General features: G+C 56.7%; 13 protein-coding genes and 5 tRNA genes. 3 read left to right on the top strand and 15 right to left on the bottom strand.

Features of this window, described 5'->3' with window-relative positions; translation table 11 throughout:
* From AB3U87_RS20560 to AB3U87_RS20570, 3 genes are all read right to left on the bottom strand, one after another.
* Positions 1 to 76, bottom strand: a tRNA-Val gene (locus tag AB3U87_RS20560).
* A 32-nt stretch (positions 77 to 108) separates the two neighbouring features.
* A tRNA-Val gene (locus AB3U87_RS20565) sits at positions 109 to 184 on the bottom strand.
* A gap of 48 nt (positions 185 to 232) precedes the next feature.
* Positions 233 to 308, bottom strand: a tRNA-Val gene (locus tag AB3U87_RS20570).
* A 262-nt stretch (positions 309 to 570) separates the two neighbouring features.
* Between AB3U87_RS20570 and gltX the strand changes: the two genes are divergently transcribed.
* Positions 571 to 1,986 (top strand): glutamate--tRNA ligase, encoded by a 1,416-nt coding sequence (gene gltX / locus AB3U87_RS20575; protein ID WP_253459503.1) that lies wholly within the window; start codon positions 571 to 573, stop codon positions 1,984 to 1,986.
* Between the two features lie 72 nt (positions 1,987 to 2,058).
* Here gltX and AB3U87_RS20580 read toward each other — a convergent pair whose 3' ends face one another.
* Both AB3U87_RS20580 and AB3U87_RS20585 read right to left on the bottom strand, forming a co-directional pair.
* Positions 2,059 to 2,418: a YfeC-like transcriptional regulator gene (locus tag AB3U87_RS20580; protein WP_253459506.1), complete on the bottom strand. Its 360-nt coding sequence runs from the start codon at positions 2,416 to 2,418 to the stop codon at positions 2,059 to 2,061.
* 152 nt (positions 2,419 to 2,570) lie between these two features.
* A complete protein-coding gene (locus AB3U87_RS20585) occupies positions 2,571 to 3,359 on the bottom strand; it encodes a formate/nitrite transporter family protein (RefSeq protein ID WP_125290868.1) in 789 nt (262 codons plus the stop codon).
* A gap of 414 nt (positions 3,360 to 3,773) precedes the next feature.
* On the opposite strand from AB3U87_RS20585, the gene AB3U87_RS20590 reads away from it, so the two are divergent.
* Together AB3U87_RS20590 and AB3U87_RS20595 are read left to right on the top strand one after the other, a co-directional pair.
* Positions 3,774 to 3,849 (top strand) — tRNA-Ala (locus tag AB3U87_RS20590).
* Between the two features lie 45 nt (positions 3,850 to 3,894).
* Positions 3,895 to 3,970: transfer RNA gene (locus tag AB3U87_RS20595), tRNA-Ala, on the top strand.
* Between the two features lie 344 nt (positions 3,971 to 4,314).
* On the opposite strand, the gene AB3U87_RS20600 is transcribed toward AB3U87_RS20595, so the two are convergent.
* The 10 genes from AB3U87_RS20600 to AB3U87_RS20645 all read right to left on the bottom strand — a co-directional run bounded on the left by AB3U87_RS20600 (position 4,315) and on the right by AB3U87_RS20645 (position 14,091).
* Positions 4,315 to 5,070, bottom strand: coding sequence for an alpha/beta fold hydrolase (locus AB3U87_RS20600; RefSeq protein ID WP_394150323.1), 756 nt, complete (start codon positions 5,068 to 5,070; stop codon positions 4,315 to 4,317).
* 9 nt (positions 5,071 to 5,079) lie between these two features.
* Positions 5,080 to 6,147: a class I mannose-6-phosphate isomerase gene (locus AB3U87_RS20605; RefSeq protein ID WP_394150324.1), complete on the bottom strand. Its 1,068-nt coding sequence runs from the start codon at positions 6,145 to 6,147 to the stop codon at positions 5,080 to 5,082.
* Between the two features lie 119 nt (positions 6,148 to 6,266).
* Entirely contained in the window at positions 6,267 to 7,130 is an 864-nt protein-coding gene (locus AB3U87_RS20610; protein WP_125290865.1) for a glucose 1-dehydrogenase, read from the bottom strand.
* Positions 7,131 to 7,366: 236 nt separating this feature from the next.
* Positions 7,367 to 8,971: a rhodanese homology domain-containing protein gene (locus tag AB3U87_RS20615; RefSeq protein WP_369895773.1), complete on the bottom strand. Its 1,605-nt coding sequence runs from the start codon at positions 8,969 to 8,971 to the stop codon at positions 7,367 to 7,369.
* Positions 8,964 to 9,557 carry a cysteine dioxygenase family protein gene (locus AB3U87_RS20620; RefSeq protein WP_301730772.1) on the bottom strand — a complete coding sequence of 198 codons (594 nt, stop codon included), beginning with the start codon at positions 9,555 to 9,557 and terminating at the stop codon, positions 8,964 to 8,966. The genes AB3U87_RS20615 and AB3U87_RS20620 overlap by 8 nt, the downstream gene beginning before the upstream one ends.
* Entirely contained in the window at positions 9,550 to 10,536 is a 987-nt protein-coding gene (locus tag AB3U87_RS20625; RefSeq protein ID WP_394150327.1) for an ABC transporter substrate-binding protein, read from the bottom strand. Before AB3U87_RS20625 ends, AB3U87_RS20620 begins: the two co-directional genes overlap by 8 nt.
* Entirely contained in the window at positions 10,536 to 11,618 is a 1,083-nt protein-coding gene (locus AB3U87_RS20630; protein ID WP_370734350.1) for an LLM class flavin-dependent oxidoreductase, read from the bottom strand. The genes AB3U87_RS20625 and AB3U87_RS20630 overlap by 1 nt, the downstream gene beginning before the upstream one ends.
* 492 nt (positions 11,619 to 12,110) lie before the next feature.
* Positions 12,111 to 12,269 carry a hypothetical protein gene (locus AB3U87_RS20635; RefSeq protein ID WP_253459520.1) on the bottom strand — a complete coding sequence of 53 codons (159 nt, stop codon included), beginning with the start codon at positions 12,267 to 12,269 and terminating at the stop codon, positions 12,111 to 12,113.
* Positions 12,247 to 12,633 carry a hypothetical protein gene (locus AB3U87_RS20640; protein WP_394150330.1) on the bottom strand — a complete coding sequence of 129 codons (387 nt, stop codon included), beginning with the start codon at positions 12,631 to 12,633 and terminating at the stop codon, positions 12,247 to 12,249. The genes AB3U87_RS20635 and AB3U87_RS20640 overlap by 23 nt, the downstream gene beginning before the upstream one ends.
* A 270-nt stretch (positions 12,634 to 12,903) precedes the next feature.
* Complete coding sequence (locus AB3U87_RS20645) at positions 12,904 to 14,091, bottom strand: NupC/NupG family nucleoside CNT transporter (protein ID WP_253459524.1); 1,188 nt, start codon at positions 14,089 to 14,091, stop codon at positions 12,904 to 12,906.
* Between the last annotated feature and the right edge of the window lie 96 nt (positions 14,092 to 14,187).

Genomic DNA, 14,187 nt, shown 5'->3' on the forward strand with positions numbered 1-14,187 from the left:
TGGTGGGTGATGACGGGCTCGAACCGCCGACCCCCTCCGTGTAAAGGAGATGCTCTACCAACTGAGCTAATCACCCACTTCGGTACTTCAAACCAGGCCTGCAAGAGATGGTGGGTGATGACGGGCTCGAACCGCCGACCCCCTCCGTGTAAAGGAGATGCTCTACCAACTGAGCTAATCACCCATTTCTTACACTCTGGGAACTGCTACACTGCGAAGCCACCGTTTAGAGTGGTGGGTGATGACGGGCTCGAACCGCCGACCCCCTCCGTGTAAAGGAGATGCTCTACCAACTGAGCTAATCACCCCCGCTGTGTGGAGTCGCATTATAGGGATCGCGCAAAATGAGTCAACGATTTTTAGAAGGAAAAATTGCGTTCGTCTTAAAATTAAACAAGATGTTGCGATTTCAGGCAAAAGCGTCACGGCGCCGTCGGCTTTTGCAGCAAAGGCGGCGCGAAAGCAGGGGATTGCCGTTGAGGATTCATCTTGTGATGATAGAATGTTGCCCACTTTATTCTGGATTTATCAGAGCTCCCCGCTTCTGATAGCGTAAAAAGGCAGCTGTTAATGAAAATCAAAACCCGTTTCGCACCCAGCCCGACGGGCTACCTGCACGTTGGCGGCGCTCGTACCGCGCTTTATTCCTGGCTGTTTGCCCGTAACCAGGGCGGCGAATTCGTGCTGCGTATAGAAGATACCGATCTGGAGCGCTCCACCCAGCAGGCTATCGACGCGATCATGGACGGCATGAACTGGCTGAACCTGGACTGGGATGAAGGCCCGTACTATCAGACCAAACGTTTCGATCGCTACAATGCAGTGATCGATCAGATGCTGGAAGCGGGCACGGCCTACAAATGCTACTGCTCCAAAGAGCGTCTGGAAGCGCTGCGCGAAACGCAGATGGCGAACAATGAAAAGCCACGCTATGACGGTCGCTGCCGCGACAGCCACGAACACCATGCCGATGATGAGCCTTGCGTAGTGCGTTTCCGCAATCCGCAGGAAGGTTCGGTCATTTTTGACGACCAGATCCGTGGCCCCATCGAATTCAGCAACCAAGAGCTGGACGATCTGATCATCCGCCGTACCGATGGTTCGCCAACCTACAACTTCTGTGTCGTGATCGACGACTGGGATATGGAAATTACCCACGTTATCCGCGGTGAAGATCATATCAATAACACGCCTCGCCAGATCAACATCCTGAAAGCGATCGGCGCACAGGTGCCGGTTTACGCGCACGTCTCCATGATCCTGGGCGACGACGGCAAAAAGCTTTCCAAACGTCACGGCGCCGTAGGCGTGATGCAGTATCGCGACGACGGCTATCTGCCGGAAGCGCTGCTGAACTATCTGGTGCGTCTGGGCTGGTCGCATGGCGACCAGGAGATCTTCAGCATTGAAGAGATGAAGCAGCTGTTCGATCTGGATGCGGTCAGCAAATCCGCCAGCGCCTTCAACACCGAAAAACTGCAGTGGCTGAACCATCACTACATCACCACGCTGGCGCCGGAGTACGTGGCGACGCATCTGCAATGGCATATTGAGCAGGAAAATATCGATACCCGCACCGGCCCTGAGCTGGCTCAGCTGGTTCGTCTGCTTGGCGAGCGCTGCAAGACGCTGAAAGAAATGGCCGCTTCTTGCCGTTACTTCTACGAAGACTTTGCAGAGTTTGATGCGGATGCGGCGAAAAAACATCTGCGTCCCGTAGCCCGTCAGCCGCTGGAAGTGGTTCGTGACAAGCTGGCCGCCATCAGCGTCTGGAACGCGGAAAACGTGCATCAGGCTATTCAGTCCGCTGCGGACGAGCTGGAAGTAGGCATGGGCAAAGTCGGCATGCCGCTGCGCGTTGCCGTTACCGGTGCAGGCCAGTCACCTGCGCTGGACGTGACGGTAGAAGCAATTGGTCAGTCGCGCAGCGTTGCGCGTATCGAAAAAGCGCTGAGCTGGATTGCGGCTCGCGAAGCGCAGGCTTAATCCTCTAAATAAAAGAACCGGCATCAGCCGGTTCTTTTTTCAACGTGCAACCTGCTCGGCAGGCGTGGAAACCTACTTCTCAACCTGAGAAATATCCAGCCGTTGCAGCATACCCTGAATGCCTTCACGTAACAGTAATGCATAAAGCTTCTCTTGTTCATCGCTGTTCATTTGCTGAATAGAGGTCATTAGCAGAGCGGGAAGAGAGTTTTGCGTGACGCGATAGGTGGCGGTCGGCTCGGCGACGTGGCGGGTGGATTTCAGGAAATTTCTTACATTCTCATCAATATGGATCATACGGGCCTTGCCGCCCTGTACGCCGGGCTTGGGTACGGTCGTCCATTGCTCTTTTTTAACCCATTTATTGATAGTCTGACGGCTGAAACCTGTTTCCTGTGCCAGTTCTTCCGGCGTTAACCATTCCTTTTTCATTATGCAATATCCTTTTTGCGTTGATATGTAACGGACATATATTACAGGAATTTATTGTTCGAACAACTAACAGGCAAGACTAATCTGAGCAGATAATTAGCAGCGGGGAGAAATGATATTTCCCCCTGCCGGGCGGCAGAGGGAAGAAAGCCTTACTGTGGGGTAGCAGCAGACTGATTTTGCGGACGATAGGCGATGTAGTAAGCCAGACCGACAAATACCGCGCCACCGACCGTATTGCCCAGGAAAACGGCAGCAAAATTAGGCAGGTAGTCGGCCCAGCTCAGCTGGCCGGCAAAAATAGCGGCCGGGATAATAAACATGTTCGCCACCACGTGCTGGAAGCCGATAGCCACGAACGCCATCACCGGGAACCACATGCCAAAAATCTTGCCGACCATGTCTTTACTGGCGAACGCCATCCAGGTCGCCAGACACACCAGCCAGTTACAGCCGATACCGGAAATGAAAGAGTGCATAAAGTCGGCGTGGACTTTGGCCGAGGCGATAGCCACGGTCTTTTTAAGGTAGTCGCCTTCGGTCATGCCAAGCACATGGCCAAAGAACCATGCTACGGCTATGCTGCCGATAAAGTTGGCAATGGTTACCCAGAACCAGTTACGCACTACGCTAAAGCCGCTGACCTGACGGGCGAACCAGGCGATCGGCATGGTCATCATATTGCCGGTCAGCAGCTCACCGCCAGCCAGCACGGTCAGAATAATCCCCACCGGAAACACCGCTGCGCCAAGCAGGCCGCCAAAGGAGCCCCAGTTAGCGGGCAGTTGATTAATAACGTGCAGATCCAGCAGGAAGCCGGTGGCGATAAAAGCCCCTGCAATAAAGCCGAGGATCAACAGGGTAGGGACAGACGAACGGCTTTTGGCGATACCAGCCTGAATAGCGACCGCCGCAATTTCTTTAGGTGAGTACAAGGACATAGTGGCTCTGATTCTGGTGTAGTGAAAGAAAGAATGGCCGAATCCGTCGCGTTATACGCGCGCATCCAGCGCTGAGAAGGGTTCGGCATTCGAAAACGCGGGAAGTTTTGCACGAGATTTTAACAAAAACAAGCGCAATTAAGCGCACAATTAACGCTCTGTTTACAGGATTAAACCCGACGCGCTGTGATTGCAGCGGGAACGTTGCCGGATTGCATTCACGACACCATTTGATCGCTGACATAACGGCGATTAAGGCGGATTATGCTGTGTGGCAAAAGGTGCGGATGCGGCCTTTTGCATCGATTTGGCCGCTTTTTCAGCGATCGAACACAGATTGGCATTTTGCCGTTGACACGTTCGGCCCCGTTTCATATTATGCCCGCCGTCAAGACGACAAAGGTTTTTCGGCTCGGGGGTATAGCTCAGCTGGGAGAGCGCTTGCATGGCATGCAAGAGGTCAGCGGTTCGATCCCGCTTATCTCCACCAAATCTTCACCAGACGATTTGGCGCGAAAAACCGGTATTTTGTTGTGGGGGTATAGCTCAGCTGGGAGAGCGCTTGCATGGCATGCAAGAGGTCAGCGGTTCGATCCCGCTTATCTCCACCAATCACTTCTTTCGTCCTTCTCTGTTTCTGGCAGCGCTTGCGCAGCCGCATCCCTGTTGTTTTCTTCTGTTTATCCGTTCTGCTTATCAGCTCCCGATCCTGTTTTGCCTGTTACCTGATAAATCGGGCCTTAATCCTGTAAATGCGTTAAATCCTCCAGCTGAATAGCTGAACAAGGGGCCGCAGCTAAAATCTGGGTTAGATCTTCCGTAAGACCAGCTCCACGGATTTCTCCTGAGAACGCCGCAACGACGGCATTAATATGGAAGATTACGCTAATCCCGTTTACAAAACGCGCGCCAGTGATTGAGAAAGAGCGGAGACGTCCGTCTCCGCTGGGGCAGGTTAAAGCATGGCGGCGAAGGTCAGCATTCTTTCAGCCAGCTCTTGTGGCGTTTGTAGCGGCATCAGGTGGCCCGCGCCCGCAATCACTTCCAGCCGCCCGGCGGGAAGGTGCGAGAGCGTCATTTTCTGCTGATCTTCAGCAGAAGGCACCTGATCGTCGGCCGAGCCGGCGATCAACAAGGCCGGACAGTCGACGGTACCGATACGCGTCGACCAGTCTTCCCGACTCCCTGCTTCAGGCCAGGCACGCCAGGCGTTAAGATTCGCGCGGCGGGCGTCGCGGATAGCTATCTCGCGCACCACATCGGGCAAACGCTCGCTGGCTGCCGTATCCACAAACTGTTCCGCTTCTTCCCGGCTGCCGCCATAGTTAATCTGGCTACGGCGATCTTCCTCGCTCATCGGCTGCGGGCCGGGCGGCGAAGGCGCGACCAGAATCAGTCCTTTCAGATAGTCTGGCCGACGCGCCGCCAGCGCCAGGGCGACTTTTCCGGTCATCGAATGACCGACCAGGATACAGTTGTTGAGCTGCAGTGCGCGAATGCTTTCGTCGAACTGCGCTACCATCGACGCTACGTCATAACCGGGAATATTGGTCGCTGCGCCAAAGCCTGGCGTATCCAGCGTGACGCAGCGGTGGTGCTCGTCCAGCCAGCTGATGGTCGGATACCAGGTATGTCCAGAGCCGCCTAAATAGTGCAGCAGGACGAAAACCGGCGCATCGTTCGCCTTGCCGTGCAGAGAACAGGGCAGCATAAAACACTCCTAACGTAATTGATCTTTGACGTCACCGAGCATGGCGATAGCCTGCTCATCATAACCGCGCGCCCGCAAAGGCTGGTTCACTTCGGCTTCCAGATCCGGCACATAGCCCACCAGGAACTCGCCGGGTGTGCTGAAAGTGACTTTGCCCAGCGCGGCGGGCAGCAGCAGCGTTTCCGCGCGTTCCAACGTCCAGCTTTCGCCCGCCGCCTCAATTTGCAGCGGCTCGCCCAGGTTGGAAATAATGCGCGCGCGCGTGAAGCTGTAGTCACAGGCGGCGGAAACCAGCCAGCGTTCCAGCGCGAAATAGGGCCCGGCACAGCAAAACAGCCGCGTGACCCGATCGTTTTCTTCCACGGTCAGGCCCTGATGCGGCCGCGTGGTCAGCTCCGGACGCAGCTCCGCCAGCAGCGCGTCGATGTTCTTCTCCCGCTCCTGCGGCGATATTTTGCTGCCGTCCTCCATCTGCCACGGCATGGCGTGCTGCTGGATATTGGACGTTTGCTCAATTTCATAAATCAGCGTATCCGGGCCGAAAGAGTGCAGCATGCCGCCCGGCACATAAAAAGTGTCGCCGGTTTTAACCGGATAGCGTTCCATTACCTCGTCGTATTCTTCAGCCAGCAGAGCAGCGCGCAGGCGTGGCTGGCTGACGCCGGGCTTGATGCCTGCCAGGCAGCTGGCACCGGGCGCGGCCCATAAAATATGCCAGGCCTCGCTTTTGCCGTTGGGCTGCTGCTCAAGGCGCTGCGCTGCCTCATCGTTGGCGTGCAGATGCACCGGCAGCATCCCGGTGCCGTCAATAAATTTGCTCAGCAGCGGGAAATGCGGGCCGCGCCAGCCGGGCGCAACCAGCTCGTCGGGATAGCGTTCGGTCAGCTCGTGCAGGCTCATGCCGGCATAGTTGCCGTTTTTAACGGTGGCGCGCATGCCTTCCACATCGCTGACTTCCCAGGTTTCCGCTATGCGTCCGTCAGGCAAGCCCGTTTTGGCGAGGCGGGTTTTAATCAGTTCGCCACCGAAGATATGGGTGGCAATCGGCAGCGTCAGCCGTAAGGGATAGGCTTTCATCTTCGCTCCTTAAAAGACGTCCGTTCTCTGTCCTTAAGGCGTGACAAAGCCATCCGGGAAGGAAAGCGGGAAGAGAACGGGCGAGAAGGCTATGGAGCCGCAGCCCCATAGCCAGACGATCAGATGACGGCAACGCCGCCGGTGACGGCGATGGTCGCGCCGGAGATATAGCTGGCTTCGTCGCTGGCCAGCATCACATAGGCAGGTGCCAGCTCGGCAGGCTGCCCGGCGCGCTGCATTGGCACTTCGCTGCCGAAGTTTTTAACCTGTTCGGTCGGCATCGTGGCAGGGATCAGCGGCGTCCAGATCGGGCCAGGGGCCACGGCGTTGGAGCGAATACCTTTATCCGCCAGCAGAGCAGCCAGGCTGCCGGAAAAGTTGATAATCGCCGCTTTGGTGGCGGAATAGGCAATCAGTTTCGGCTTGGGCTGATCGGCATTAACCGAGGCGGTATTGATAATAGAGCCGCCCGCAGGCATATGCGGCACCGCCGCTTTACAGATGCGGAACATGGCATAGATATTGGTTTTCATCGTGCGGTCAAACTCGTCATCGCTGATCTCATCCAGCGACTCACGGGTCATCTGGAAGGCGGCGTTATTGACCACGATATTGATTTCGCCGAAGGCTTCCACGGCCTTGCTGACGATAGCCTTGCAGTGTTCCGCTTCGGTCACGTCGCCAGCCACCAGTACTGCTTTCTGTCCCGCTTCTTCAATCAGGCGCGCGGTTTCTTTCGCATCTTCGTGCTCGTCCAGATAGGAAATCAGCACGTCCGCGCCTTCACGAGCATAGGCGATAGCCACGGCGCGGCCGATACCGGAGTCGCCACCGGTAATAATGGCTTTTTTACCTTTCAGACGGCCGGAGCCTTGATAGCTGGCTTCGCCGTGATCGGGAACGGGCTGCATTTCGTTAGTCGCTCCCGGCCATGTTTGCTGTTGTTCTGGGAGTGGAGGTTGGGGGCGATTTGTCGTCGACATAGGCTCTCCTCTTGAACCAGCAAGAATGCCGGTGATAAATGAATTATGCTGCCGCAGGAACCGGAGTTCGCTCGGCAACAGAATGAATAACAATGATTTTTACAACGGATTCGGTGATTTCTGACCGTTAAGGAATAAGCATAGTCAAAAAAAACGAAAGTGCTAAACCGATTCGACCAACGGGGCAGAAAAGCGGCGGACGGGAAACCAGGCCGCTTCAACACGGCCTGGCAAAGTCAGGCGGAGGGCGTAAGGACGTTAAAACCGTGCGTGCCGTCGCGATCCAGCTGCGAAATCAGGCCATATTCCCAGTCCAGGTAGGCCTGCATCGCAGAGGCGGCGTTGTCAGTGCCTTCATAAGGGCGACGGTAGCGATCGTCCCGCGGTTGCAGAAGTCTTGTTTCACCCTGCTGTATGGGTAAACCGGCAGCTCGCCAGGCTGCGTTGCCGCCTTTAAGAACCGTTACCGGTTTTTGCGTCAGCGCGGACAGCTCTTCTACGGCGTAGCGAGCCAGCAGACTGCTGCCGCAGGTCACCACGTAACGCTCTGCCGGCGGCAGCGCAGCGCTGCCCGTCCGCGTCAGCAGCGAGCGTTGCAGCCAGGACGCGCCGGGGATATGGCCCGCCACATAGTTCGCGCTGGTGGTGAAATCCAGCACCTGCGTGTCGCCCGCTTCCAGCCATGCGGCCAGCCCGGCTGGCTCCACTTCCGGCAGGGCGGGCAGGGGTGGCACCGTGGGTTTCCAGTCGCCGTGCTCGATAAAATCTTGTCGGCTGATATTATCCACAACCGCAACGTCCCAGCCCATCTGCGTCAGCCAGGAGGCACTCATATCGGCGCGCGCTTTTTTGTCGTCAACCAGCACGATTTTTGCACCGCGCACGCTGGCATAGTGATCCGTTTCCTGCACCAGCTGGCCGCCCGGCACGTGGCGAGCGCCGGGTAAATGACCCGCTGCGTATTCTTCGGCGTCGCGCACGTCAAACAGATAAACCGTGCGCTGGGTTTGCTGCCGCAAAGCGGTCAAATCAGCGAGCGTAATCTGCCTGACGCCAGCGCGATCGGCAACCTTCCGGGCGCTGCGTGCGGCCTGAAGCTGCGCGGTCTCGCTCACCTCGCCGTAACGGCGGTTCTGCTGATGATCCAGCGCCAGCCCGGCCAGCGTCCAGCCAATGGTGCCATTGCGCAGCGCATAAATCGGATTACGCACGCCCGCATTGACCAGCGACTGCGTACCGATAATGCTGCGAGTGCGTCCGGCGCAGTTGACGATAATTTTTGTTTCCGGCGACGGGGCCAGATCCCTGACCCGCAGCACCAGCTCGGCGCCCGGCACGCTGATGCCGCCCGGAATGCTCATGGTCTGATATTCGTCAAAGCGGCGGCTGTCCAGCACCACTACCGGCTCACCGCTTTGCAGCAGGGCATGGACCTCCTGCGCGGGCAGCGAAGGCGTGTGGGCACGGCTTTCGACCAGTTCGCCAAACGCCTTGCTCGGCGAATTGACGTCGATAAAGATTTCGCCGCCCGCTTCGATCCAGCCCTGCAGGCCGCCCGCCAGCAGCGCCACGTTGCTGTAGCCCAGCGCGATTAACCTTTCGGCGGCGGCCTGCGCCAGGCCTTCGCCGTTGTCATACAGCGTGACGGGCGTCGCCAGGCGTGGGACGCGGTTAATTATCTCCAGTTCCAGCTTCGACAAGGGAATATTAGCGGCAAACAGCGGGTGGCCTTCGGCGTAATAAGCCTCTTCCCGCACGTCCAGCAGCGCAGTTTCCTGGCGCTGGAGCAGGGCGTAGCGAATATCGCTGTAGTGACGTAAAGGCAGTGATTGCTTAGCCATGTGAGAGATCCCAAATATTTGGTAAAAAAGCGTTGTTATAGCCGGAGATGAACGGTTTTTCGCTGCCGTCCTCGTCATAAACGGCCCGTTTCACCGCGCCGATATTGCCGCCGTAAACGTGAATGCTGATGGAGGGGCGATCGGCAAAAGCGTTGCTGACGCGGTGGATATCACCCACCTCAGGCGAAACGGCCTCTACGTCGCCAGCATTCAGGCGAACGGGCTCGCCTTCGGGCCAGAGTGCGCCTTGCTCATCACGACGAAAGTGCTGCGCAACTTCCGCGCCGCGCAGCATGCCAATTAACCCCCAGACCCGGTGGTCGTGCACCGGCGTTGACTGGCCCGCTCCCCAGACGAAACTGACAACAGAAAAGCGCTGCTGCGCGTCGGCATACAGCAGATATTGTTGATAGCGCTGCGGATCGGTCTGCGCAAAAGGCTCAGCCAGCCAGTCATCGTGGCGGATAAGCTGTTTTAGCAGCTCGCTGCCTTCTTGCAGCACGCGCTGTTCTGGAGGCTTTGTGTCCAGCAGCGTAGCCAGATCGCCGACAAAGGCGCGCAAACGATGGTGCTGAAGGTTACTCATGCCTGTTCTCCCCGGCAGGCTGTGTTAATCCGGCGGCCGCCTGATTAGCCTGGCCCGCCAGCTGATAATCGAAAGCCTGGCGGACATTCACCGCTTTCGGCAGCACGCGGTAACGTAAGAAAAAGTCGGCGGAATGCTGGAGCGAATCCGCCAGCGTGGGCGTGAAATTGACCGGACGGATCTGCGCGTTGGCGATCCAGCGCTGCGTAATGGCGGGCGGCATCCCCAGCGATTTGCTCAGCGCGTCGGCAAAGGCTGCCGGATGCTGTATCGCCCAGATCTGCGCTTTGGCCAGTCGGCCCTGAAGATCGGCGATCGCCTGACGTTTAGCCGGATCCTTTAACGCTTCCTCGCGGGCGAGCGCATACGAATAGCCGGAAAGAATGCCCTTGCCGCCGCCCTGCGGCACCAGTACCGCGTTATCCACCACGATGGCCGAAGAGACATAGGGTTCCCAGGTCGCCCAGGCATCTACGGCATGGCTGGCCAGCGCGGCGCGGCCATCAACCGGGCCAAGAAAACGCAGCTTAACGTCGGCGGGCTTCAGTCCGGCGCGCTCAAGCAGCCCCAGCACCAGATAGTGTCCCCAGCCGCCGCGATTGACGGCGATCTGTTTGCCTTTCAGATCGCTCAGCTTGTGAATACCGCTGTCTGGCCGCGTCAGCAGGGCGATGCTGTCGGGATTGTTTTGCCATGCGCCTACCGCCTTCACCGGCGCGCCGGCGGCATAGACAAACAGGAAAGGCAGATCGCCGGTAAAACCTACGTCCAGCGCGCCGGCATTCAGCGCTTCCTGCACCGGCGCGCCGGAGTCAAATGAGGTCAGTTTCAGCTCATAAGGTAAATTATTCAGCTCGCCGGACTCTCGTAGCGAAATAAAGCGATCGCCCTTAACGTCCCCCAGGCGCAGCGTCACTTTTTCTGCCGCCGTAGCGGCGCCAGCCATAACCGAAAGCAGGATGGCGACGACCACACGCATCAGGCGCTCCTTGCGACACGGCGCGCCGCAACTTTTTCGCGCGTCAGCGGGATCAGCTCTTTGCCATACTCCAGCGCGTCGTTGAGCGGATCGAAACCCCGGATCAGCACGCTTTCGATGCCCAGGTTGTAGTAATCCAGTAGCGCGTCGGAAACCTGATCCGGCGTGCCGACCAGCGAAGTGGAGTTATAGCCGCCGCCGACCAGTTTGGCGATGCCGGTCCACAGATTTTTATCCAGGCGATCGCCTTCGTTAGCAGCGGCGAACAGCCGTTCCGCACCGACGCTCTGCGGTTTTGGCAGGCCGAAGTCGTGGCCGGTAGCGAGCAGCTTCTGCCGGGCCGTTTCGCGGATATACTCCGCTTTTTCCCAGGCTTCTTTTTCGGTCGCGGCGATAATCGGACGGAAAGAGATATTAAAACCGATCTGTCGACCATGGCGAGCGGCGGCGGCACGTACCGCACGCACGGTTTCGGCCGCGCCCGCCAGCGGTTCGCCCCACAGTGCAAAAACGTCGGCATGTTTCGCCGCCACGCTAATCGCTTCCGGCGAGGAACCGCCAAAATAGACCGGCAGCTGCGGCTGTAGCGGCTTGACGGCGGAAAAAGCCTGTTCAGCCTGATAAAGCTCGCCCTGATGGTCGAAAGGCGCTTCGGCCGTGAGGCTGTTTTTCAGCACCTGCAAAAACTCATCGGTGCGCGCATAGCGTTCGGCTTTGTTAAGGTAATCACCGTCGCGACGCTGTTCGGCATCGTTGCCGCCGCTGATGATATGCACCGCCAGGCGGCCATCGGTCAGCTGATCCAGCGTCGCCAGCTTGCGGGCGGCAAGGGTAGGGGAGACAAAGCCGGGACGGTGCGCCAGCAGGAACTTCACTTTTGAGGTATGTGCCGCCGCGTGGGCGGTGACCAGAAAGCCGTCGGGCTGATCTGACCAATAACCGACCAGAACGCGATCGAAGCCGGCCTGTTCATGGGCGCGGGCGAAGTCGGCGATATACTGTTTGTTAAAAATGGGGCCGCTGGGCGGAATGATTTCCGAGGCCAGGCGATGGCCGATCATGCCAAGAAACTGAATGCTCATCCTGAATTCTCCGAAGTGGGCGGGCAGAAAAGGGCGTAGAAGGAACCCTACTTTCAGAGACGTAAGCTGTGAAATTCTTATATATGCTGAGGAAAGTTAAAAAACAGCTATGGCGAAGGCGGCTTTTGGCGCATAACGAGCGAGCCGCTGGCTAAACGCTGAAGTGTATTGGCTAAACGGGCGAGATGCTGGCTAAACGCTGCTGTGTGTTGGCTAAACGGGCGAGCCGCTGGCTAAACGCTGAAGTGTATTGGCTAAACGGGCGAGGTGCTGGCTAAACGCTGAAGTGTATTGGCTAAACGGGCGAGATGCTGGCTAAACGCTGAGGTGCACTGATTTAACGCTGAGGTATGTTGGCTGAATGCTGCGGCGTGCTGATTAAAAGAGAAGGCGTGCTGGCTAAGAAGATAACGCGAAGCAAGCAGCGCGCCGGAAGCCTGGAAGGCTTATCGAACCGACCCGCGAAAGGCGGGTCAGGAAAGGCAAAAGCTTTCAGTCACCCATCTTAAAAGGCTTGCTGACTATCTCGCCTGCCTGTTCCGCTTTTTTCTTCGCCTGCAGGAGCTGCCTAATCATTGCCTTTTTTTGCATGCGGATAGCGTCGAAATCAATATGTTGGGTTGGGGTTTCAATTGTCCGTTTGTAGCACATAGTTCGCTCCTTCTTTAAATACCCTGAGGTTGCGCGGGCCAGCCTGCTGTCTGACCAGCCGATCGTAAACTTTAATCAGTTGAGGAGTATACGCCTGGAAGGCCAGGAGTTGTATGTTTTCTCGCCTGGCAACCTGCAGAATGATGTCGATCAGAGACGCGTAAAAAAACAGCGTTTCATGCAGCGTAAGCGCGGCGGCGGCTGGCGGCCTGTCGAACATATCGCAGTCGGGATTATCCTGTGCTTCAAGGTTGTAAAAGCTGACGACGGCCTGGTTGGCGTCAGCTACTTCATCACCGAACAGCTTTATGAGTAGCGGTATTTCGGCTGCCGCTTTCGCAAAAAAGGCCAATCGGAAAGTCATCTGCCGATTTACCTGGGCAGCAAACATAAATCTGATATCCATCGTCCTGTAGACATCAAATCCCTGCAGCTCGCTATGTAAGATTTCATAGTGGCAGCCCGCCATAACAAATCCTCATCCTGAGTCTCATGGGCTGCTTTATAGCATTACTTTTATTATGGGTTAAAGGCGATCTTCCCGGATGCGCGACATAAAATGTTTTACTGCGAGACGATACGCAAAAAAAAGGCGAACCCGGAGATTCGCCTTTCTTGTCGAGCCAGACCGCTATCAGCCCAGCACCAGGCCTGCAATGGAAGCGGAGAGCACGCTAACCAGCGTCGAACCGTACAGCAGCTTCATGCCGAAGCGCGACACTACGTTGCCCTGCTCTTCGTTCAGGCCTTTGATAGCGCCCGCCACGATGCCGATAGAGGAGAAGTTGGCAAAAGAAACCAGGAACACGGAAAGGATGCCTTCGCCGCGCGGCGACAGAGTACCGGCAATTTTTTGCAGGTCGATCATCGCCACGAATTCGTTGGAAACCAGCTTGGTCGCCATGATACTGCCGACCTGCAACGCTTCGCTGGCGGGCACGCCCATTACCCAGGCAAAAGGATAGAACACATAGCCCAGCACGCCCTGGAAGCTGATACCAAAAATCGTATCAAACAGCGTATTGACGGCGGAGATCAGCGCGATAAAGCCAATCAGCATCGCGGCGACGATGACCGCCACTTTGAAACCGGCAAGGATATATTCGCCCAGCATTTCAAAGAAGCTCTGTCCCTGATGCAGATCGTTCAGCTTCAGGTCTTCTTCGTTTTCGATGCGGTACGGGTTGATCAACGACAGCACGATAAAGGTGCTGAACATATTCAGGATCAGCGCGGCCACCACATATTTCGGCTGGAGCATGGTCATATAGGCGCCGACGATGGACATCGATACGGTCGACATCGCCGTAGCGGCCATGGTGTACATGCGGCGCTGCGACATTTTGCCCAGAATATCTTTATAGGCGATAAAGTTTTCTGACTGTCCCAAAATCAGCGAGCTTACCGCGTTAAAAGATTCCAGCTTACCCATGCCGTTGACTTTTGACAGCACGGTGCCGATTGCCCGGATAACCACGGGCAGAATACGGAAGTGTTGCAGAATACCAATAAGGGCGGAGATAAAGACGATAGGGCAGAGTACGTTAAGCCAGAAGAACGCCAGGCCTTTATCGTTCATGCCACCAAAGACAAAGCTGGTGCCCTGAGCGGCAAAGCCCAGCAGCTTGTCGAAGAAGCCGGCAAAGCCTTTGACAAACCCTAAGCCGATTTCGGAGTTCAGGAAGAACCAGGCCAGCAGCACCTCGATCACCAGAAGCTGAATAATAAAACGGACGCGGATATTTTTCCGATCGCTGCTGACCAGTAAGGCCAGTAACGTCACCACCACCAGCGCCAAAGCAAAATGCAGAATGCGGGACATGAGTGCTCCAAATTTGAAGGCTGTTATATTTCGCTGCACATTCTATGTAACAAGTTGCAGAAAAACGAGACTAAAGCCTCAATATAATAAATTCCT

The sequence above is a fragment of the Erwinia plantamica genome (assembly GCF_043420595.1).
In the GTDB taxonomy this organism is placed as follows: Bacteria; Pseudomonadota; Gammaproteobacteria; order Enterobacterales; family Enterobacteriaceae; genus Erwinia; species Erwinia aeris.